General features: G+C 66.2%; 21 protein-coding genes. 15 read left to right on the forward strand and 6 right to left on the reverse strand.

Features of this window, described 5'->3' with window-relative positions; all coding sequences use genetic code 11:
* Positions 1–347: 347 nt before the first annotated feature.
* The 3 genes from hydA to preA all read left to right on the forward strand — a co-directional run bounded on the left by hydA (position 348) and on the right by preA (position 4621).
* Positions 348–1787, forward strand: a complete 1440-nt coding sequence (gene hydA, locus K2O50_RS10095) for a dihydropyrimidinase (RefSeq protein WP_050706391.1) — start codon at positions 348–350, stop codon at positions 1785–1787.
* A 191-nt stretch (positions 1788–1978) separates the two neighbouring features.
* Complete coding sequence (locus K2O50_RS10100) at positions 1979–3346, forward strand: NAD(P)-dependent oxidoreductase (protein ID WP_050706392.1); 1368 nt, start codon at positions 1979–1981, stop codon at positions 3344–3346.
* Positions 3347–4621: an NAD-dependent dihydropyrimidine dehydrogenase subunit PreA gene (gene preA, locus K2O50_RS10105; protein WP_050706393.1), complete on the forward strand. Its 1275-nt coding sequence runs from the start codon at positions 3347–3349 to the stop codon at positions 4619–4621.
* Between the two features lie 117 nt (positions 4622–4738).
* Here the strand turns inward: preA and K2O50_RS10110 are convergent, their stop codons facing one another.
* Complete coding sequence (locus K2O50_RS10110) at positions 4739–5647, reverse strand: LysR family transcriptional regulator (RefSeq protein WP_050706394.1); 909 nt, start codon at positions 5645–5647, stop codon at positions 4739–4741.
* 94 nt (positions 5648–5741) lie between these two features.
* On the opposite strand from K2O50_RS10110, the gene K2O50_RS10115 reads away from it, so the two are divergent.
* From K2O50_RS10115 to surE, 9 genes are all read left to right on the forward strand, one after another.
* A complete protein-coding gene (locus K2O50_RS10115) occupies positions 5742–6914 on the forward strand; it encodes an MFS transporter (RefSeq protein WP_050706395.1) in 1173 nt (390 codons plus the stop codon).
* 49 nt (positions 6915–6963) lie between these two features.
* A complete protein-coding gene (locus K2O50_RS10120) occupies positions 6964–7794 on the forward strand; it encodes a hypothetical protein (RefSeq protein ID WP_050706396.1) in 831 nt (276 codons plus the stop codon).
* 216 nt (positions 7795–8010) lie between these two features.
* Complete coding sequence (locus tag K2O50_RS10125) at positions 8011–9249, forward strand: acetyl-CoA carboxylase biotin carboxylase subunit family protein (RefSeq protein WP_050706397.1); 1239 nt, start codon at positions 8011–8013, stop codon at positions 9247–9249.
* Between the two features lie 85 nt (positions 9250–9334).
* A complete protein-coding gene (locus K2O50_RS10130) occupies positions 9335–10378 on the forward strand; it encodes an AbrB family transcriptional regulator (RefSeq protein ID WP_050706398.1) in 1044 nt (347 codons plus the stop codon).
* A 27-nt stretch (positions 10379–10405) separates the two neighbouring features.
* A complete protein-coding gene (gene dmpG / locus K2O50_RS10135; protein WP_050706399.1) occupies positions 10406–11419 on the forward strand; it encodes a 4-hydroxy-2-oxovalerate aldolase in 1014 nt (337 codons plus the stop codon).
* 15 nt (positions 11420–11434) lie between these two features.
* Entirely contained in the window at positions 11435–12313 is an 879-nt protein-coding gene (locus K2O50_RS10140) for an acetaldehyde dehydrogenase (acetylating) (RefSeq protein ID WP_050706400.1), read from the forward strand.
* Between the two features lie 23 nt (positions 12314–12336).
* On the forward strand, positions 12337–13524 hold the full coding sequence (locus tag K2O50_RS10145) for a pyridoxal phosphate-dependent aminotransferase (RefSeq protein ID WP_052896019.1): 1188 nt from the start codon (positions 12337–12339) through the stop codon (positions 13522–13524).
* 54 nt (positions 13525–13578) lie between these two features.
* The gene (locus tag K2O50_RS10150; RefSeq protein WP_050706402.1) at positions 13579–15096 is read left to right on the forward strand and encodes an FAD/NAD(P)-binding protein; all 1518 of its coding nucleotides are present in this window, start codon (positions 13579–13581) and stop codon (positions 15094–15096) included.
* Between the two features lie 48 nt (positions 15097–15144).
* On the forward strand, positions 15145–15906 hold the full coding sequence (surE, locus tag K2O50_RS10155; RefSeq protein ID WP_050706403.1) for a 5'/3'-nucleotidase SurE: 762 nt from the start codon (positions 15145–15147) through the stop codon (positions 15904–15906).
* Positions 15907–15934: 28 nt separating this feature from the next.
* Here surE and K2O50_RS10160 read toward each other — a convergent pair whose 3' ends face one another.
* Together K2O50_RS10160 and K2O50_RS10165 are read right to left on the reverse strand one after the other, a co-directional pair.
* Complete coding sequence (locus K2O50_RS10160; protein WP_052896022.1) at positions 15935–16336, reverse strand: hypothetical protein; 402 nt, start codon at positions 16334–16336, stop codon at positions 15935–15937.
* 125 nt (positions 16337–16461) lie between these two features.
* Positions 16462–16824: an MFS transporter gene (locus K2O50_RS10165; RefSeq protein WP_050706405.1), complete on the reverse strand. Its 363-nt coding sequence runs from the start codon at positions 16822–16824 to the stop codon at positions 16462–16464.
* Positions 16825–16914: 90 nt separating this feature from the next.
* On the opposite strand from K2O50_RS10165, the gene K2O50_RS10170 reads away from it, so the two are divergent.
* Complete coding sequence (locus tag K2O50_RS10170; protein ID WP_050706406.1) at positions 16915–17817, forward strand: LysR family transcriptional regulator; 903 nt, start codon at positions 16915–16917, stop codon at positions 17815–17817.
* Here K2O50_RS10170 and K2O50_RS10175 read toward each other — a convergent pair.
* Positions 17814–18434 (reverse strand): TetR/AcrR family transcriptional regulator, encoded by a 621-nt coding sequence (locus tag K2O50_RS10175; protein ID WP_050706407.1) that lies wholly within the window; start codon positions 18432–18434, stop codon positions 17814–17816. The two genes, K2O50_RS10170 and K2O50_RS10175, sit on opposite strands and share 4 nt — an antisense overlap.
* A gap of 204 nt (positions 18435–18638) precedes the next feature.
* Positions 18639–19232, reverse strand: coding sequence for a TetR/AcrR family transcriptional regulator (locus K2O50_RS10180; RefSeq protein ID WP_050706408.1), 594 nt, complete (start codon positions 19230–19232; stop codon positions 18639–18641).
* Positions 19233–19340: 108 nt separating this feature from the next.
* Here K2O50_RS10180 and K2O50_RS10185 point away from each other — a divergent pair, with 108 nt between their 5' ends.
* Together K2O50_RS10185 and K2O50_RS10190 are read left to right on the forward strand one after the other, a co-directional pair.
* Positions 19341–20411: a sugar phosphate isomerase/epimerase gene (locus K2O50_RS10185; protein ID WP_050706409.1), complete on the forward strand. Its 1071-nt coding sequence runs from the start codon at positions 19341–19343 to the stop codon at positions 20409–20411.
* Positions 20408–21292: an alpha/beta fold hydrolase gene (locus tag K2O50_RS10190; RefSeq protein WP_050706410.1), complete on the forward strand. Its 885-nt coding sequence runs from the start codon at positions 20408–20410 to the stop codon at positions 21290–21292. Before K2O50_RS10185 ends, K2O50_RS10190 begins: the two co-directional genes overlap by 4 nt.
* Here the strand turns inward: K2O50_RS10190 and K2O50_RS10195 are convergent.
* Positions 21282–21524 (reverse strand): hypothetical protein, encoded by a 243-nt coding sequence (locus K2O50_RS10195; protein ID WP_050706411.1) that lies wholly within the window; start codon positions 21522–21524, stop codon positions 21282–21284. The two genes, K2O50_RS10190 and K2O50_RS10195, sit on opposite strands and share 11 nt — an antisense overlap.
* Positions 21525–21651: the final 127 nt, after the last annotated feature.

Here is a 21651-nt window from a genome sequence, read left to right on the forward strand (position 1 = left end):
GGTTCAAACGGGTGCAACCTGGAAAACCACCGGCGCGGCCTGCGCCATCCAGCCAGGAAACAAACAGCTGATTTTGCATAGGAAATCTTGACCAATTTGGCTTCCTGTCAAGTGCGTCAAAATGGTGAAGGGGTGTCACATTTTGGTGATTTCGACAAATTATCGTTAATAATCAACAAGATACAAAATAAGACATTTGCATAGATTTTTTCTTGATCAATATCCGATCAGATACTAGCCTCGATTCTTGTCAGGCCTGACAGGATTGAGCGAATCGCCTCCAGCGCCCGGCCCGAAACAATTCCAAGAACCGGCCAGAAGACCGGTCAGCCTGCGAGGAAAACGGCATGTCCCTGTTGATCCGTGGCGCCACCGTGGTTACCCATGAAGAGAGCTACCGTGCAGATGTCCTGTGTGTCGATGGCCTGATCCGCGCCATTGGCAGCCACCTCGAAACCCCCACTGATTGTGAAGTTCTCGACGGTTCTGGCCAGTACCTGATGCCCGGTGGCATCGATCCGCACACCCACATGCAGCTGCCGTTCATGGGCACGGTGGCCAGCGAGGACTTCTTCAGCGGTACCGCCGCGGGCCTGGCCGGGGGGACCACCTCGATCATCGACTTCGTCATTCCCAACCCACAGCAATCACTGCTCGAGGCGTTCCACACCTGGCGCGGCTGGGCGCAGAAGAGCGCCAGCGACTATGGCTTTCATGTCGCCATCACCTGGTGGAGCGAGCAGGTGGCCGAGGAGATGGGCGAGCTGGTGGCCAAGCATGGGGTGAACAGCTTCAAGCACTTCATGGCCTACAAGAACGCGATCATGGCCGCAGACGACACCCTGGTGGCCAGCTTCGAACGCTGCCTGCAACTGGGCGCGGTGCCGACGGTGCACGCCGAGAACGGCGAGCTGGTGTATCACCTGCAGAAAAAACTGCTGGCCCAGGGCCTGACCGGGCCCGAGGCGCATCCGCTGTCGCGCCCCTCGCAGGTCGAGGGCGAGGCCGCCAGCCGCGCCATCCGCATCGCCGAGACCCTCGGCACGCCGCTGTACCTGGTGCATGTCTCCAGCCGCGAGGCGCTGGACGAAATCACCTATGCCCGGGCCAAGGGCCAGCCGGTATACGGCGAAGTGCTGCCGGGCCACCTGCTGCTCGACGACAGCGTCTACCGCGACCCGGACTGGGCCACCGCCGCCGGCTACGTGATGAGCCCGCCGTTCCGCCCGCGCGAGCACCAGGACGCACTGTGGGGGGGCCTGCAGTCGGGCAACCTGCACACCACCGCCACCGACCACTGCTGCTTCTGCGCCGAGCAGAAGGCCATGGGCCGCGACGATTTCAGCCGCATTCCCAACGGCACTGCAGGTATCGAGGACCGCATGGCGGTGCTGTGGGATGCCGGGGTGAACAGCGGGCGCCTGTCGATCCACGAGTTCGTCGCGCTGACCTCCACCAACACCGCGAAGATCTTCAACCTGTTCCCGCGCAAGGGCGCGATCCGCGTCGGCGCCGACGCCGACCTGGTGCTGTGGGACCCGCAGGGCACGCGCACGATCAGCGCCCAGACCCATCACCAGCGCGTCGACTTCAACATCTTCGAAGGCCGCACCGTGCGCGGCATCCCCAGCCACACCATCAGCCAGGGCAAGGTGCTCTGGGCCGATGGCGACCTGCGCGCCGAGCCGGGCGCGGGGCGCTATGTGAAAAGACCGGCGTATCCGTCGGTGTACGAGGTGCTGGAGCGGCGGGCCGAGCACCAGCGGCCGACACCGGTTCAGCGCTGAGGCCTTTCGCGGCACAAGGCCGCTCCTACAGCAGAACGCGATCCCCTGTAGGAGCGGCCTTGTGCCGCGAAAGGGGCGCAAAGCGCCCCCTGATAACAACACAGACACATGCTCCTGTTGACTGCCATCCCTCAGAACGGACAGGCGAGTGACCGCCGCCTGAGCCCATAAAAAAGCGAGAGGCTACAACCGTGATCGACGCCCTGAACCACTTGCCGCGCCCCCGGGCCGGCGCCGACCAGCTGGCCGAGGCCTTCAGCGACCTCGCGCCCCCGCTCACCGCCCGCCAGGCCGCCGTCGAAAGCGCGCGCTGCCTGTACTGCTACGACGCGCCCTGCGTCAATGCCTGCCCCAGCGAAATCGACATCCCCTCGTTCATCCACCGCATCAGCGACGAGAACCTGCAGGGCGCCGCCGAACGCATCCTCTCGGCCAACATCCTCGGCGGCAGCTGCGCCCGGGTGTGCCCGACCGAGATCCTCTGCCAGCAGGCCTGCGTGCGCAACAACGCCCAGGAATGCGCGCCGGTGCTGATCGGCCAGCTGCAGCGCTACGCCCTGGACCACGCCGGCTTTACCGAGCATCCGTTCCAGCGCTCGCCGGCCAGCGGAAAGCGCATCGCCGTGGTCGGTGCCGGCCCCGCCGGGCTGTCTTGCGCGCACCGCCTGGCCATGCACGGCCATGACGTGGTGATCTTCGAGGCGCGGGAGAAAGCCGGTGGCCTCAATGAGTACGGCATCGCCCGCTACAAGCTGGTGGACGACTACGCCCAGCGCGAGGTGGAGTTCCTGCTGGGCATCGGCGGTATCGAGATCCGCCATGGCCAGCGCCTGGGCGCCAACCTGTCGCTGGGCGAGCTGCATGCCCAGTACGACGCGGTGTTCCTCGGCCTGGGCCTGGCTGCCGTGCGCCAGCTGGGCCTGCCGGACGAAGACGCGCCAGGCATGCTCGCCGCCACCGAGTACATCCGCGAGCTGCGCCAGGCCGACGACCTCACCCAGCTGCCGCTGGCCGACCGCTGCCTGGTGCTCGGCGCCGGCAACACCGCCATCGACATGGCCGTGCAGATGAGTTGCCTGGGTGCCCGCGACGTCAACCTGGTGTACCGCCGTGGCGTGTCCGACATGGGCGCCACCGGCCATGAGCAGGAGATTGCCAAGCACAACCAGGTGCGCCTGCACACCTGGGCCCGGCCCGATGCCGTGCTGCTGGATGATGCCGGGCGTGTGCGCGGCATGCGTTTCGTACGCACCCAGCTGGTCGACGGACGCCTGGGCGATACCGGCGAGACCTTCGAACTTGCCGCCGACGCGATCTTCAAGGCCATCGGCCAACGCTTCGACGACGCAAGCCTGGCTGACCCGCTGGCGGCGCAACTGGCCCGCGACGGCGAGCGCATCCAGGTGGATGCGCACATGCAGACCTCGGTCCCCGGCATCTACGCCGGCGGCGACTGCACCGCGCTGGGCCAGGACCTCACCGTCCAGGCCGTGCAACATGGCAAGCTGGCCGCCGAAGCCATCCATGCCCAACTCATGCTCAACGTGGAGGCTGCGTAAATGGCCGACCTGTCCATCGAATTCGCCGGCATCAAGGCACCCAATCCGTTCTGGCTGGCCTCCGCGCCACCCACCGACAAAGCCTACAACGTGGTCCGCGCCTTCGAGGCCGGGTGGGGCGGGGTGGTGTGGAAGACCCTGGGCGAGGATCCGGCGGCGGTCAACGTGTCGTCGCGCTACTCGGCGCACTTCGGCGCCAACCGCCAGGTGCAGGGCATCAACAACATCGAGCTGATCACCGACCGCTCGCTGGAGATCAACCTGCGCGAGATCACCCAGGTCAAGAAGGACTGGCCCGACCGCGCGCTGATCGTGTCGCTGATGGTGCCGTGTATCGAGGAGTCCTGGAAGTTCATCCTGCCGTTGGTGGAGGCCACCGGCGCCGACGGCATCGAACTCAACTTCGGTTGCCCCCACGGCATGCCCGAGCGCGGCATGGGCGCCGCCGTCGGCCAGGTGCCGGAGTACGTGGAGATGGTCACCCGCTGGTGCAAGACCCACTGCGCGCTGCCGGTGATCGTCAAGCTCACCCCCAACATCACCGACATCCGCCAGTCGGCGCGCGCCGCGCACCGGGGTGGGGCGGATGCGGTGTCCTTGATCAACACCATCAACTCGATCACCAGCGTCGACCTCGACCGCATGGTCGCCCACCCCATCGTCGGCGACCAGAGCACCCATGGCGGCTACTGTGGGTCGGCAGTCAAGCCGATCGCCCTGAACATGGTCGCGGAAATCGCCCGTGATCCCGAGACCCAAGGCCTGCCGATCTGCGGCATCGGCGGTATCGGCACCTGGCGCGACGCCGCCGAGTTCATCGCCCTGGGCAGCGGCGCGGTGCAGGTGTGCACGGCGGCGATGCTGCATGGCTTTCGCATCGTCGACGACATGAAGGACGGCCTGGCGCGCTGGATGGACCAGCACGGCCACCGCAACCTCGAGGCGTTTCGCGGCCAGGCCGTGGGGCACACCACCGACTGGAAGTACCTGGACATCAACTACCAGTCGGTGGCGCACATCGACCAGGACGCCTGCATCGGCTGCGGGCGCTGCCACATCGCCTGCGAGGACACCTCGCACCAGGCCATCGCCAGCACCCTGAAGGCCGACGGCACCCACGCCTACAGCGTGATCGAAGCCGAGTGCGTCGGTTGCAACCTGTGCCAGATCACCTGCCCGGTGGAGGGCTGCATCGACATGCAGGCGCAGGACACCGGCAAGCCGTACATGAACTGGACGCAGGATCCGCGTAATCCCTATCGCGAGGCGGGTTGAGGTCGGTGGGACGCAGACCTCACGCAGGTCTCTAGTGGGAGCGGGCTTGCCCCGCGATAGCGTTGGACGCAGGTCGAACGCTATCGCGGGGCAAGCCCGCTCCCACGAAGTTTTCGTCTACCCGCTCAGACCGCCGCGCAAGGTCTGCTCGATCACCTCGACGAACGCCCGCACCAGTGGGCTGCGCTCGTGCCTGCGGGTCAGCACCAGCAGCGGCGCGCAGGCGCCGGGCTCGGCCAGCGGCAGGTAGGACACGCCACGCCTGACCAAGGTCCGGGTGCACTGCGGTACCACCGCGACACCACGACCCGCGGCAACCAGGGCGATGATCGAGGTGATCTGCCGACCGCTTGGCGCCGGGCGCGGCGTCAGCCCGTGGCGGCGGTACAGGCCGAGGATGATTTCGTTCAAGCCCGAGCCGTAGTCCGGGGGGAAGGTGATCAGCGGCAGTTCGCCGAGCTCGGCCAGGCTGACCTGCAACTGCTGGGCGAGGGGGCTGTCGCTGGGAACGGCCGCGACCAGCGGCTCGTTGTCCACGCAGATGGCCTGGACCTGAGGATCGTCACCTGATGGGCGCATGCGGCTCATGCCGATATCCAGGCGGCCTTCGATCAGTTGCGTGCACTGAGTGCTGGAAGCACCTTCCTCCACATTCAGCTGCACATCCGGGTACTTCGAGCAGAACGCCTGGATGGTATGGCTGAAGGTGTCCGACAGGGCGATCGAACTGGCATAGCCGACCGTCAGTTGGCCGGCCGAACCCGCCGCCAGCTTGCTGGTGATCGCCGTGGTCAGGTCGACCTGTTCGAGCACGCCGCGGGCGTAGGGCAGCAGGTGACGGCCCGCGGTGGTAAGGCTGACGTTGCGCGTGCTGCGGTCGAACAGGCGAAACCCGAGCTCCGTCTCCAGTGCCGATATCTGTCGGGTCAGCGGCGGCTGGGCCATGTGCAGGCGCGCTGCCGCTCGGCCGAAGTGCAATTCCTCGCTGACCACCAGGAAACAGCGCAGACGGCGCAAATCCATCATGTTCTTCCTTGAGTATCAATCGGTCGGGAATAGGTATTGGATCCAAAGTTCGTCCTACCTTATAAACCTGTAACAATTTTTTACGAGTGTTTGTATGCGTTTTCCCGCCGATTTCCCCCGAATTGCCCTATTTCTTGGCGGATGTGCCGCATTTCTCAACCTCTATTCCACCCAGGGCCTGCTCACGGAACTGACCCGGGCCTTTCCGGTAACGCTGCGCCAGGCCAGTTGGAGCATTACCGTGACCATCCTTGCCGTGGCCTTGACCGCGCCTTTTGTCGGCTGGCTGACGGCGCGCGGCGAGCAGCACCGGGTTATCGCCGGGGCGGCGCTGTTGCTGGCGCTGCCTGCATTGTTGGCGGCGTGGGCGGGCAGCTATGGCGAATTCCTGCTGTGGCGTTCGGTGCAGGGGCTGTTCATTCCGATGGTGTTCGCCACCAGCGTGGCCTACATCGGCGTGCGCTGGCAGGGCGGTGCTGTGACCGAAATGACCAGCGTCTATGTTGCCGGCACGATCTTCGGCGGTTTCTGCGGGCGTTTTCTCACCGGACTGGTCACCGAGCTTGCTGACTGGCGCGTGGCATTGACGGTCCAGGCGGGGCTCAGCCTGGCGGTCGCGCTGGGCATCGCGCTGCTGTTGCCGCGCAACCCGCCCGCAGCCAGGCGCGAGCCGCTGGCGCTTGGCGAGCTCGCCAGCAGGCCGTTGCTGGGGGCCTATGCCGTGGGGTTCTGCGTCTTGTTTGCCCAGGTCGCGACCTTCACCTACGTCGGCCTGCACCTGAGCGAGGCCCCGTTTGCCCTGGGCACCGCCGCGCTGGGTGCCATCTACGCCGTGTTCCTGCTGGCGCTGGTGGTGGTGCCGCTGGCCGGACGCCTGAGCAAGGCGCGGCCCCATGCCGACCTGGTGCGGGTGGCCGGTTACCTGGGCATCGCCGGCTCGGCGCTGACCCTGTCCCCGTCGCTGTGGTTGATCGTGCTGGGCCTGGCGCTCAGCTCCACCGGCGTGTTTCTCGCCCAGGCCGCTGCCAATGCCTTCATCACCGCCCAGGCACCCCGGCAGAAATCTGCCGCGGTCGGTCTGTACCTGAGCTGCTACTACCTGGGTGGCAGCTTCGGCGCCTTCGTGCCCGGCGGGCTTTGGGAACGCTGGGGGTGGGGTGGCTGCGTCGCCCTGATCGTGGTGTTCCAGCTGCTGCCGCTGCTGATCGCGCGGGGCAGCTGGCGGGTGGCGCCGGTCCGTGGGCCGGCGGTCCAGCCATTGCAATGAATCGTTTCCTCAACGCGCTACATCATCATCCAACAAGGAAAAGAGTGAGATGACCGTGAGTAACTTGCCGACCGTGCACAGCCAGTTGCTGAATGTGATTGAACCGGTGTTGCAGGAGATGCCTGCCGGCGTGCTGAAACAGGCGCTATGGGATGAGTTCCGCAACCAGGAGGCCGCGCTGGTCGACATCGAGCAGGCGTTCCAGGTGCTGACCTCGCGCCGCCATGGCGCCGCGGCGTTGCGCAAGTTCTTCGCCAGCTGGTCGAAGACCAACAACTCGGCCGCCAGCGTCTCCGGGTTGGCCAATCGCCTGACCCTGCTGGCGCGTTCCGAGCAGGGCAGCGCCGCGGCGCAGCAGATCTACCAGGTGTGTGGCAGCCTGCAGCGGATCACCGACGAGGACCTGGGGGCGCTGGGCAACACCTTGCATGCCGACCTGTTCTACAACATGGCCACGCCCCTTTGCGGCGACGACCAGTGGTTGCTCAAGGAAAACTGCCTGCCATCCGCGCAGGCGTTCAAGGACTGGACCGATGCCCGCCGCCTGCGTGATCGCGACCTGCTCCAGGGCCTGCTGACCACGCTGGTGCATGAGGTCTACACCCACGGTGAAGTGGAGTACATCCATCCGCTGTACACCCGCTGGTTCGAGCGCGACATGGGCGTCCCGCCCGAGCAGGTGCGCAAGACCGTAGCCTGGGTCACCGTGCACACCGGGGGGACCGAGAGCAATCATTTCGCCCACGCGGTCGAGGCGGTCGAGGCCTTCGTCAAGGCCATGGGCATCGCGGTGGACAGGACCACGGCCCGCGAAGTCTTTGCCCAGTACCTGCAGCGCAAGGCCGAGGTGATGCGCGACTGCGCCGCCTGCCTGATCTGACCGGCTGAATCCCGCATGAAAGTCGCCTGCCATGTTCCCCGACATGGCAGCGCTTTCGCGCGCCTTGCAAACCGCCTGCGCGGGCAAGGCGAGGAGTATCAATAACGACTGAATCGGTATTGGCATCGGCCACCGACTCCTCAGCAGAATCATAGTGGAACCTAGCCCTGGTGCCTGGTCACTTTCTGACTCATGCAAGTACGCAAGGAACGCCCCATGCAGCTGATCGTCTTCTGTCCCCCCAAGATCATTCTCCAGCACAGCGCGCAAAGCTGGGCCGACGCGCTAGGGCCGGGAGGCATGCTGCTGAGCTGCAACTCCCGCGCCCAGGAAATCACCGCGCACCTTGGCGAACAAGTGGCGTACCGGTTGTTCGACTATTTCAACGACAACGCGCTGGTCGAGGTGGATGTCCATGACATGGCCCGCGAGATGCGTGATCCGCTGTGCGTGGCACTGGCCGAAATCGACGTGCTGCGGGCGGCGCGCATCAATGACCGGCTGGGTGTCAGCCAGGGCGCCGAGGGGCGCGCGATGTTCTATCGCGACAAGTTCTTCATGAAGCAGCGGGCCCGCGACCGTGGTTTCGCCGTCGCCGACATGGCGCCGCTGACCCACGCCACCGGGGCGATCCAGTTCAGTGAGCAGCACGGCTTCCCGGTGGTGGTCAAACCGCGCGATGGGCGTGGCTCGAACGGCGTGGAAGTGCTCAGGGACCTGCCGCAGCTGCGCCAGTGGCTGGCCGCGCGCGGCGCCACCACCTTCCACAACCTGATGATCGAGCGCTACGTGCGGGGCAGCCACTACATCGTCAACGGCCTGTACATCGACGGCAAGCCGATCCTGGTGTCGCCGGTGCGGGTGATGACCTCGGCGCTGGATTTTCTCGGCGGCAAGGCCCACGACCTGCACATGCTCGATGCCAGCAATCCGATGCGCGACAAGCTGGTGCGCTATGCCCGCGCGCTGGTCGAGGACGTGCTGCCTTCCGAGCCGACCCTGCTGTTCCACCTCGAACTGTTCGTCACCGACGCGGGCGAGATCGTCCTGTGCGAAATCGCCTCGCGGTTGGGCGGGGTGTTCTTCAACCAGGAGATCAGCCATGCCTGGGGCCTGGATCCGCGCATGAGCTTCCTGCGCGCGCTGCGCGATCCCGAGTATCGTCCGGCGGCCATGATCGAGCCGCGGCAGATGGTCGGGCACATCAGCATTCCACCGCGGGTCGGCCTGTTGCGCGAGGTGCCGAGCGACTGCCCGTTGGACGGCGTGCTGGAGTACCGCATCTCGGCGAGCAGGATGACCGCCTACCGGTCGATGGAGTTCACCAACTCGGAAATCCTCAACGCCATCGTCGCCGGGCGCAACGAGCGTGAACTGCAATTGCGCCTTGGCGAAGTCGAGCGCTGGTTCCACGAAAGCTGCGACTGGGCGGGTAACGAAGCGGCCGTCGTCTAGCCGCTGATCCGTCCCGTTCCTCCATCACTTTTGCTGACCGTGCCGCCAGTCGGGACGGTCATGCCTGCAGACAGGTGACGATGCCATGAAACCTTTGATCGAGAGCCTTATCCCCATTCCGGTCGCGGCCCTGGGCGCCTGGCTGGGATTTCTCACCGGGCTGCCGCTCGGTGAACTGATCGGCGCCATCTGCGCGGTCACGGCGCTGAGCAAGTGGGGCGTGCGCATGCGCATGCCGTTTCCGTTCGTGGCCACCGTGCAGTTGCTGCTCGGCATCAGCGTCGGCTCCACGGTCACCGCCTCGATGATGCACGAGCTCACCGACGTCAGCATCCTGCTCGGGCTGCTGGTGTGCATGACCACGCAGATCCTGGTGGGCTACAACTGGCTGCGACGCATGGAGAAGTGGGGCCATATCGAAAGCCTGCTCAGTGCGATTCCCGGCGCCATGGCGGCGGTGATGACGGTGTCGGGAGAAGAGGGGCCGGCCTCCGGACGCATCGCCTTCGTGCATATCGTGCGCCTGCTCGCGCTGTTGCTGGTGGTCACCCTGATCGCCGGTGGCCATGGCGACAGCGCGGCGCATGCGGCGGGAACCCTGGGCGACTACCTGCGCATCGTGCCGGTCGCGCTCGTCGCGGTGGTTGCCGGCTACCTGCTGGAGCGTCTGGATGTGCCCGCGCCCTACATGCTGACCGGGCTGGTGTGCGCCGCCGCGGTGAACATCGGCATGCCCCAGTTCAACCTGCATGTACCCGACCCGGTGGCGATGGTGGCGTTGATCCTGCTGGGCGGCTTGATCGGCATCCGCCTGCGCGACATCACCTTGGGGGACGTGCTGCGATACGTGCGTGCGGGTCTGGTGGTGACCACGCTGACGTTCTGCACCACCTTGCTGGTGGCCGCGCTTGCCGCCCAGCTCACCGGCAAGCCCTTCCTCGCACTGTTCATGTCCTGGGTACCGGGCGGTGTCGAGGTCATGACCGCGGCAGCCCTGTTGCTCAAGCTCGACCCTGCCTTCGTCATGCTCAACCACGTGGTGCGCATGTCGATTATTCATATCTCGCCGGCGTTCCTGCCCAAGCGGCTACTCCAGCCCGAGCCGGCTGCCGACTCACCGCGCAACTGAACCTTCGATCACAAGGACTCGATCTCGATGACCGCTGCAATCGCCATTCATGATCCGACCCTGCGCGACGGCAACCATGCCGTCTCCCATTCGTTGAGCCTGGAAGATATCGCCGCCTATTGCCGTGCAGTCGACGGCTGCGGCCTGAGCGTGGTCGAGGTGGGCCACGGCAACGGCCTGGGGGCATCGTCCCTGCAACTGGGCCTGGCCCGCCACGCCGACACCGAGATGCTCGAGACCGCGCGCGCCAACCTCAGTCGCACGCGCCTGGGCATCCATATGATTCCAGGCTTCGCCAGGCTCGATGATATCGATACCGCGTTGCGGATCGGTGTCGAGGTGTTGCGCATCGCCTCCCATTGCACCGAGGCGAGCGTGACCGAAAGCTATATCGAGCATGCCCGCGCCAACGGCGCCTATGTGCATGGCGTGCTGATGATGTGCCACATGGCCAGCCCCGAGCGGTTGCTCGAGGAGGCGACCAAACAGCAGGGCTATGGCGCCAACGCCATCGTGCTGATGGACTCGGCGGGCCACCTCGATCCGGACAGCACCCGTGAGCGCATTGCCTTGCTCAGCAGCGAACTGTCGATTCCGCTGGGCTTCCATGGCCACAACAACCTGGGCCTGGCCATCGCCAACTCACTGGCCGCGGTCCAGGCCGGGGCGACCATCGTCGACGGCTGCATGCGCGGCTTCGGCGCCGGCGCCGGCAACACCCAGCTGGAGACCCTGTGCGCCGTGCTGGAGCGCTACCGCTTCGCCACCGGCGTGGACATCTTCGCCCTGTGCCGCGCCATCGAGCAGCTGGAGAGCATCGCCCCGGTCAGCACGCCCACGGTCGTCAAGACCGCCAACCTGATCAGCGGTCTGTATGGCGTGTGCAGCGGTTTCGAGAAACATGTCGCGCGCGCCGCCAGCGAGTTCGGCGTCGAACCACGGCGAATCTACGAAGCCCTGGCCCAGTGCAATGCGGTGGCCGGCCAGGAAGATCTGATCATCTCGGTGGCCAGCCGCCTTTCCCAACCTTCTGTTGCCTGACCCTGGAGTGCGTTCATGTCCCTGAAAACCGCCATTATCGGCAGCGGCAACATCGGTTGCGACATCCTGTGCAAGGTCCTGGCCCACCCTGACCTGGACTGCACGCTGGTCGCCGGACGTTCCCCGCACTCCGCGGGCCTGGCCTTCGCCCGGGAGCGCGGGGTCGCCACCACCGCCGATGGCATCGAAGGCTTGTTCGCCCGGATCGGCGAGTTCGACCTGGTGTTCGACGCCACCTCGGCCGCCGACCATGAGCGCCACGCACCACGCCTGATCGAGGCCGGCAAGCTGATCATCAACCTCACCCCGGCGGCCCTGGGCCAACTGTGCGTGCCTTCGCTCAACGGCCTGGATCTGACCGGGGCGAGCAACGTCAACATGATCACCTGTGGGGGGCAGGCCTCGATTCCGCTGGCCGCCGCCATCGCCCGGGCCAACCCGGCGGTGCGCTACATCGAGGTGGTGTCGTCGATCAGCGCCGAAAGCGCAGGCCCCGCCACCCGCCGCAACCTGAGCAACTACATCACCACCACCGAACAGGCGCTGCGGCGCTTCACCGGCTGCGCTCAGGTCAAGGCGATCCTCAACATCAACCCGGCCAAGCCCAATGTCTACATGCAGACGGCGGTCTCGGCACTGATCGCCCAGGCCGACCTGGCCGCTACCCGTCGCGAGGTGGAGCGGGCCGTGGCGCTGGTGCGCGAGGCCGTGCCGGGCTACGAGGTGATCGTCGACCTGCACTACAGCGAAGGTCGCCTGTTCACCATGGTGCGGGTCGAGGGAGCGGGGGACTACCTCGATCCAAGTGCCGGCAATCTCGACATCATCACCGCGACGGCCACCCACATGGCCGCGCTCATGGCGCGTGGCCGCATGGCCGTGCGCGCCGCCTGAAACGGACCTCTGGAGAATCCTGCATGCCTACGCTTTCAGCAGACCTGGAATTCGCGCGATTCTGTCCGATCCTCGGGGTGGCGCAGAAGGTCAGGGAGGCGCCGCAGCCGGTCATCGACCTGGGTGTCGGCGTGCCCGGGTTCCTGCCGGCACCCCATATCCTCGAGGCGGCAGTGCGGGCGGCCCACGAGGACACCGGCGGCTATGGCGCCAGCCGTGGCGACCCGGCATTGCTCAAGGCCTACCTGGGCTACCTGCGGCGCCTTGGCCACGCGCATTTCGACGAACGCAACCTGGTCGCCGGCCTCGGCGCCAAGCACCTGCTGTTCAGCGTGCTGCGGGCGATTATCCGCCCGGGTGACAAGCTGCTGGTGTCGACCCCGTGCTGGCCGACCTACTTCGATATCGCCGATCTGGTCGGGGCGGGCGTCGTCGATGTGCGCTGCACCGCGCACAGCGGCTACAAGATGTCCCCCCAGGCCCTGGAACAGGCGCTCGACGAACAGGTGCGGGTGGTGCTGCTCAACTCCCCCGGCAATCCTACGGGTGCCGTGTACTCGGTCGAGGAACTCCAGGGGCTGGCGCAAGTGCTGCGCAATCATGACGTCTGGATCATTTGCGATGACGTCTACCAGCGCTTCGTCTACGACATGGACAGCTGTCCCGACCTGCTGACGGTGGCGCCGGATCTGGCCGGGCGCATCATCAAGATCGACAGCGTCTCCAAGCTCTATGGCATGCCGGGGTGGCGGGTCGGCCTGCTGGCGGCGGACCGGCGGATCGCCGACGCGGTCACCACGCTCAACTCCAACTCGATCTCCAACCTGCCGGCCCCCGCGGCGGCGGCGGCGACGGCGGCGCTGGAGGGTGACCAGGCGTTCTCCATCGCTGCCCGGCAGCGTCTTGCCGGGCAGCGCCAGGCCTTGCTCGAGGTGCTGCGCGGTGCGCCGTTGCTGCGCTTCTGCGAGCCTGCCGGAGCGTTCTACCTGTTCCTCGATATCGGCCAGGCGCTGGGCCGGTCGTTCCGCGGGCAGGTGATCGGTGATGACGAGTCGTTCTGCGACGTACTGCTCAGGGACTTCGGCGTTGCCCTGATCCCCGGCAGTTTCTTCGGCGCGGCGGGGCATGCCCGGCTGTCGTACTCCGGCGAAGCCGGCAAGGTCCTGGCCGGTGCCGAGCGCATCAAGGCCTTCCTGGGCGAGCTCGCCTGAGGCTGGAACGCAATCCGTGGACAGGGAAGCATTACTGGAGAGGGACGCACGTTGATGAAAAACACCTTTGCAATCGTCGGCTGCGGCGCGACGGCCATCGCCTTCCTGCAACGCCATCTGGACCGCGTGGCCGCCGGCAGCGCGCCGGCAGGCGTCATCCACCTGTTCGAGAAGCGGGATGATTTCGGACGCGGCGCGGCCTACGAGGCCGACCTGGAGAGCAACCTGCTCAACACCAGGACCGGCCTTATCACGCCATACCCGCATCTGCCCGGGCATTTCCTGCAGTGGTTGCAGCAGAGCCCGCAGGCTTGGCGCCGCGCGTACCCCGATTTTCGTCCCGAGGCGGACGGATTCGCGCCTCGGGCCCTGTTCGGTATCTACCTGCAGCACCAGCTCAAGCAGATCGTGCTGCGCGGCGCGACCCTGGGTTGCCAGCTGGTGCAATTGCAGGCGGAGGTCTGCGCGATCGACCTGATCGATGGCGTGGAAACCCTGCGTACCCGCTGTGGCCTCAGCCTGCCGACCGGCAAGGTCGTGCTGTGCTGTGGCCCGCTGGGCAAGAAGCCGGAGCCGTCCGGCGACCCGCGGGTGCTGGATACGCCGTATCCGGTTTCCCGCCTGCTGCGCGTGGTGGCGCCCCACGAGCGGGTGGCGGTGGTCGGCGCACGGCTGAGCGCCATCGATACCGTCATAGCCCTGATCGAACGGGGGCATCGAGGCCCCATCCGCATGCATTCGCGCAGTGGTTACTTTCCCGTGGTGCGGGGGACCCAGGAGCCGGTCACGCTGCGCTACCTGACCCGTGAAGGGATCCATGCGCTGGTGGCGCAGAACGGCCGCTTGCAGATCAGCGACCTGGTCGGCCTGTTCCGCAAGGAACTGGCTTTCCAGGAGCCGGGCAAGGCCAGCGCGGTGATCCCCATGCCCGCGCCGCCGGCCGACATCGCCGGTTTCATCGAGGCTGAACTCGAGCATGCCCGCTCACCACGGACCTGGCAGGCGATCCTCTATGCCACCAACGGTTTCGTCGAAGACATCTGGCAGGCACTGGACGATGCCGCGCAGGCGCGCTTCCTGCGCGAGTACTTCAGTTTCTTCATGGCCTATCGGGTCTCCATCCCGGCGCAGAATGCGCGCAAGATCCTCAGCTACCTGCGCAGTGGCCAACTGGAGTTCGTCGCCGGGTCATTCGCCGCGCCGCACCAGGGCGGCGACGGGTTGGTCGTGCAGGGCAGCGGCTGGCGCCATGTCTACGACCGGCTGATCCATGCCATCGGCTCTCCGCGCGACGCCGACCTGCTCGACTCGCCGTTGCTCGCCACGCTGCTGGAAAACGGCACGGTGACCCGCCACCCGCAGGGGGGGATCTGCATCGACCCGACGAGCTATCGCGTGCAGGGGCGGACCGGCAGCACCCGGCAGATCCATGCGGTGGGCGAGCTGACGGTTGGCCAGTTCTTCTTCACCTCCGCGTTGGACATAAATGGTCGCCACGCCGCCAGCTGCGCCGATGGGCTCGACTGGAAGCAGGGCGTGCGCGCGGTCGGGCGCGTGGAGGAGCATGTCTGAGCTATCGTTGCCGGGGCACCTTTGACCGGCAACTTCACAGGATGAACCATGACCTACCGATTCGAACGCATTCTGTTGACCAACGACGATGGCATCGACGCGCCCGGCCTGGCCGTGCTGGAACAGGTGGCGGCCAGGCTGGCCAGGGAGGTGTGGGTAGTGGCGCCGCACCGCGACCAGAGCGGCACCTCCCATTCGCTGAGCCTGCATGCCCCGCTGCGGGTCAGCAGCCATGGCGAGCGGCGCTTCGCCGTCACCGGCACGCCGGGTGACTGCGTGGCGCTGGCGCTGGGGCATCTGCTCAAGGACGCCAGGCCTGACCTGGTGTTATCCGGTATCAACCGTGGGGCGAACCTGGGCACTGAAACCGTATTCTCCGGAACGGTCGGCGCGGCGATGACCGGGCTGCTGCTGGGGGTACGCTCGATCGCCCTCAGCCAGGCCTACAGCGACCGCGACGCGGTGCCCTGGGACATCGGCCTGAACCTGGCGCCCGAGGTGATTCTCGGCGTGCTGGATATGCCGTGGCCGGTCGATGCCTGCCTCAACGTCAACTTCCCTGATTGTGCCCTGGAGGCCGTCCGGCCGTTGAAGGTGACGCGCCAGGGTGTCGGGCCGTTGAACAGCGTCTCGGTGCGTACCGAGGTCGACCCGCGACACTTCGAGTACCACTGGTTGCAGCTGAACAATCACCGCACCGAGGATGAGCCCGGCAGCGAAATGGCGGAGCTGGCACGAGGTCACGTGACAGTGACGCCGCTGCAGTTCGAGCGCACCCATGGCGCTGTGGAACAAGCCATGTCTGATTGATTGGCCGGGGCTGCAGACGCGCAATCGCCTAGGCAATCGCGGTTTCATGCAGGCAGCGCCACACCACCCCGCGGTCGCTGCATTCGAGCAAAGCCAGCGACCAGCGCGCCTGCGTCATGCCCTGCGAACGGTGGGTTTCCTTGTAGCGCATCGCCACATTCAACCCGACCTGCCACACCCGTTGCACATCGCTGATCGTGATCTGCAATCCTGGCCTGGTCCCGGCGGCCCCCTTGAACAATTGCTCGACCTGCGGGCGGCTCACCAGCGTGCCTGTCGTGCCGACCATGCTGAAATCATCGGCGAACACCGCCATCAGCCCACCGAGCACCGAGTGGGTCTCGGCCGCCGGGCGGGTGAAGACCATCTGGATCAGTTCGTGGACGTGGTGAATGCTGCGTTCGGCGCGGGCAATCGCGTGTTCAGGCATGGGCATGGTTCTCCTTGGGCAGTGTGTTCAGTGACAGCAGTGGCGTCAGCCCCAGCAGCGCGGCCAGGGTGAAGGTCAGGTATCACCAGGGTGGACACGCGGGCGCGCTCCAGGCCCTGGAACCGCTAGAAGGTCAGCGCTTGCCCCACCAGGATAAGCAAGCCACCGGCCATGCCCTGGAGCAGGCGCCAGGTGATCAGCGCGGCGAAGCTTGCGGCTTCGCCGCAGCCCCACACGGCCACGCTGAACCCCAGCATGGCGGCGCACAGCAGGCGCCGCGCGCCCCAGCGGCTCGCCAGCCAGGTGCTCACCGGCACGGCCAGGGTCAGCCCGAGCATGTAGGCATTGCCGACCCAGGCGCTGCTGGCGTTGCCAATGGCGAACTCGGCCGCGATCCGCGGCAACGCCACGGTCGGCATGAACAGGTTGATGCAGTCGATGAAAAAGCCCATCAGGAAGATCGTTGCCACGCGATACCGGTACGTCATTGCCACTCCTTTTCGGCGCGCAGCGTAGGTGCCGTGGACTGTCCGTGTCGATGTCGCTACCCTTGAAACTCTGTTTGATGGAAGTGAACAATGCCGCGCACGGCCCTCCACACCCAGCTTAACCGGGTGCAGACGTTTCTGGCGGTGGTCGATTTCGGCTCCTTCACCAAGGCGGCGGACTTTCTCGGCATCAGCAAAGCCATGGCCAGCCAGCACGTCAAGGCACTGGAGCAGGCCCTGGGCGTGACGCTGCTGGCGCGCAGTACCCGCGCCGTCGCCCCGACCGAAACCGGCCAGGGCTTCTACGACGATTTCAAGGTGATCATCAGCGATGTCGAAGGCGCCTTCGACAGTGTGCTGCGTCGGCACAACGGCGTATCGGGCAGGCTGCGCATCAGTACCACCGGGGAGTACGGCGAGCGCTTCATCCTGCCGCTGATCCCGCTGTTCGCCGAGCGCTACCCGGCGCTGTCGATCAGCTACGAGACCGACTCGTCGCTGAGCGACCTGATTGCCGAACGGCTCGACCTGGTGGTGCGCCTCGGCGCCCTAACGGACTCGAACCTGCGCAGCCGCAAGCTGGCCGACTACGACATCCTGCTGGTGGCCTCACCGGCGTTTCTCGCTCGTCATGCCATCTCCGAGCCCGCGGACCTTGCGGATGTGCCCTGGATCGCCAACAGCAACCTGCACAGCCCGACCAGCTGGACCTTGCACGGCGCGCGGACGGGCAGCGTGAGCGTGGTGGGCAGGGCGGCCTACCAGTCCAATGCGTCCCACGCCATCCGCGCGATGGCCTGCGCCGCGCTGGGCGTGGCGGTGCTGCCCGCCTGGCTGGTCGAGGAGGATCTGGATGCCGGCAGGTTGCGGCGGGTGCTGCCGGACTACAGCCTGCCGGCGCAGCCGATCAGCGTGGTCTACCCCAACGGCAACCATGTGCCGCACAAGACCCGGGTGTTCATCGACTTCCTGTGCGAGCACCTGGGCCGCTAAGGCTCCAGGCCGATACCGCGCAGGATGACGCCGGTGACGGTCTGCACCGCCTGCTCGAACGCCAGGTCGGACAGCGGCTCGCCGCCATTGAGCAGGTTGACCTGATAACCGAAGTCGGCGTAGTGCTGGGTCGCGGCCCAGATCATGTACAGCAGCGCCGAGGGCTCCACCGGCAGGATGCGCCGGTCCTCGACCCAGCTGCGGATCTTCGCTTGCTTGAGCTGCGCCCAGGGCACCAGGATTTTGTCCAGGCTGGCGCCGAGCAGCGGGGCGCCATGGAGCATCTCCTCGGCCCAGATCTTCGAGCCCAGCGGCCTTGAGCGCGAGTGGCCCATCTTGGCGCGGATGTAGCTGGTCAGCACCACCCGCGGGTCGTCGAAGTGCTCAAAGCACAGGGCGTCCTGCTTCCATACATCCAGCAGGTCCTGCAGCACGGCGCGGTACAGTTCGTCCTTGGTGCTGAAGTAGTAGTGCAGGTTGGAGCGCGGCAGTTGCGCCCGCTCGGCGATATCACCCATGGAGGTGGCGCCGTAGCCCTTGTCGGCGAACACCTGTTCGGCGGCTTGCAGGATCTTCTCGACGTTGCGCCGGCGGATCTCGATCTTGTGGTTGGCCATGGGCTGTCCGTGGTGACCTGAACAGGGCAAGGCTAACAGCTTTGCCGTGCCCGAGGTAAACGGCCTCACGCGATCCCTGTAGGAGCGGCCTTGTGCCGCGAAAGGGCTGCGTAGCGGCCCCAGGATTTCAGCTTCGCAGTCGAAATTGCCGGGGCCGCTGTGCGGCCCTTTCGCGGCACGAGGCCGCTCCTACAGGTGAATGCGTCAGCCCTGGGTGTTCGGCAGCAGGGTCAAGGCCTGGCGGCTTGCCTCGCGTAGATCGTGCGCAGGTACGCCGTCGCGGGCCTGCACGGAAATGCCGTGGAGGAAGGTGGCATAGAAGTGGCCGAGAGCCTCGACCTGCGTGTCGGCCGGCAACTGCCCTTGTTCGCGGGCCTGGCGCAGGCGCTCGACGATCGACTCGGTGCGCTGCCGGCGGTGCCCGGACAACCACTGCTGGACGGCCAGGTTGTCCGGCGCCACGCCGCTGGCGGCGCTGACCACCAGGCAGCCCCTGGGCTCGTCGACGCGGGTATAGGTGCTGATGGCGTCCTCGAGCATCCGCGCCAGGGCCTGATGGATATCCGGCAGGGCCAGGGCGCGGTCAGCGAAGCCACCCTCGGCTGACTCGTACAAGGCCACGGCCTCCTCGAACAGCTTCTGCTTGCTGCCGAAGGCCGCGTAGATACGCGCGGAGGCGATGCCCAGCGCGGACACTAGGGCCGACATCGAGGTGCCTTCGTAGCCGTGTTCCCAGAACAGCCGCATCGCCTTGCGCAGCGCCTGTTGCTTGTCGAATTCCCGAGGTCGCCCTGCCATCGCTCGTCTGCCTGAATACGCAAAACGCGCATTCTAGCCAATTTGCGATTGACGGACAGCGTCGTTCGATCCTATTGTTTGTCGATCAACAAATAATAGGATGACATCATGCGAACACTCAAGGGACCGAGCCTGCACCTCGCGCAGTTCAGCAGTGACAAACCGCCGTTCGACAGCCTGGACAGCATTGCCGATTGGGCCGCGGGGCTTGGCTTCAAGGGCTTGCAGGTGCCGGCCTGGGATGCCCGGCTGTTCGATCTGGAACTGGCCGCGCAGAGCAAGGGTTACTGCGATGAGATCAAGGGCCGTCTGGCCGAGCGCGGCTTGCAGGTCAGCGAGCTGACCACCCATCTGATCGGCCAGCTGGTCGCCGTGCACCCGGCCTATGACCCGATGTGCGACGCCTTTGCCCCGGCCGCGTTGGCCGGGCACCCAGCGGAGCGCACCGCCTGGGCGATCGAGCAGATGAAACTGGCGGCGCGGGCCAGCCGCAACCTGGGCCTGGACGACATGGGTACGTTCTCCGGCGCGCTGGCCTGGCCCTACCTGTTCCCGTTCCCGCAGCGCCCCCAGGGCCTGGTAGAGGCCGCTTTCGAGGAGCTGGCGCGGCGCTGGCGGCCGATCCTCGACTGCTGCGACGAGCAGGGCGTCAACCTGTGTTTCGAGATCCACCCGGCCGAGGACCTGCACGACGGCACCAGCTTCGAGCGTTTCCATGCCCTGGTGGGTGAACACCCGCGCTGCCGCATCCTCTTCGACCCCAGCCATTTCGTCCTGCAGCAACTCGACTACCTGGCCTACCTGGACCTCTACCATCCGTTGATCCGCATGTTTCACGTCAAGGACGCCGAGTTCAATCCGAGCGGCCGGCAGGGCCTGTACGGTGGCTACAGCGACTGGACCGAGCGTGCCGGGCGCTTCCGCTCGCTGGGCGATGGCCAGGTGGACTTCAAGGCGATTTTCTCCAAGCTCGCGCAATACGACTTCGCCGGCTGGGCGACCCTGGAGTGGGAGTGCTGCCTGAAGAACCAGGAGGACGGCGCCCGTGAAGGCGTCGAGTTCATCAACCGCCATATCATCCAGGTCACCGACCAGGTGTTCGACGACTTCGCCGGCGCGCCGATCGACGCCCGGCAGATCCAGCGCATGCTGGGTATCGACAAGGAGGTACGGGTATGAGCTTGTCCGTCGAGACCTTGGGCGATGCCTTCGAGCATGTCTATGTGCAGGTAGAGGGCCAGCGTCTGCACTGTGTCGTGGCCGGTGCGGGCGAGCCGGTGCTATTGGTACCGGGCTGGCCGCAGACCTGGTATGCCTGGCGCCATGTCCTGCCGATCCTGGCTGCGCGGGGCTTTCGCGCCATCGCCATCGATCCGCCTGGGCTGGGGGATTCGGACCGTCCCGAGCAGGGCTACGACACCGGCAACGTCGCCCGTGTGCTGCATGCCGCCATGACCCGGCTGGGGCATGAGCGCTACCACCTGGTCGGTCACGACGTGGGGATGTGGGTGGCCTATGCCATGGCCAGCGACCTGCCGCAGGCGGTCCGTTCGTTGACGGTGGCCGAGGCGGTGATTCCCGGCCTGGCCGAGGCACCGCCGATCTTCGTGGCGCCGCAGGAGAACAGCTTCCTCTGGCATTTCCTGTTCAACCAGGTGCGCGACTTGCCGGAATTCCTGATCGCCGGACGCGAGGAGGGCTACCTCAACTTCATGTTCGATCGCTGGGCGGTGCGTCGGCACGCGGTGGCGGCGGATGTCTATATCCGCGCCTACGCCTCGCCGGGCGGAATGCGGGCGGGCTTCGCCTATTACCGGGCGATCCCCGAGACCATCCGGCAGAACCTCGAACGCGCCAGGACGCCGCTGTCCATGCCGGTGCTGGCGATCGGTGCCGAGCATGCCACGGGTGATGCGCCGCTGCTGACGATGCAGGGCCACGCCGACTCGGTGCGCGGCGTGATCCTGCCGGGTTGTGGGCACTTCGTCATGGAGGAAGCGCCGGTATCGTTCAACGAGCACCTGCTGGCGTTCCTGGAGGAGGTCGAGATCAACCGCTGATCGCGGTCCTGGCCCTGGCGGCGTCGGTCACCACCTGCGGGCGGCCGGCGCGCGATACAGCCAATTTGCGCTGCTCGTACTCCTCCAGGCTCAGGCCCTGACGCTGCAACGCCTCGAGTTGCAGCTGGCGGGTTTCCTCGGCGGTATAGGGGCGCAGCTCGGGATGATTGGCACAGCCGCTCAGCACGGCGATGGCCAGGGCGGCGAGGAGGAGGCGGGCGGTAGTGTTCATCGGGGCGGTTCCGTGAGCCTGGGATTCGAGGGTGTCGAATCGATGAGCTCAGGTTATTGGCCACGTCGATGCTTTGGAAATTGCTGCGCTCGATAGTGACTATCGAAGCACACGCATACCCTGTAGG

Source organism: Pseudomonas sp. 2hn, from assembly GCF_019646095.1.
Taxonomy (GTDB): domain Bacteria; phylum Pseudomonadota; class Gammaproteobacteria; order Pseudomonadales; family Pseudomonadaceae; genus Aquipseudomonas; species Aquipseudomonas peradeniyensis.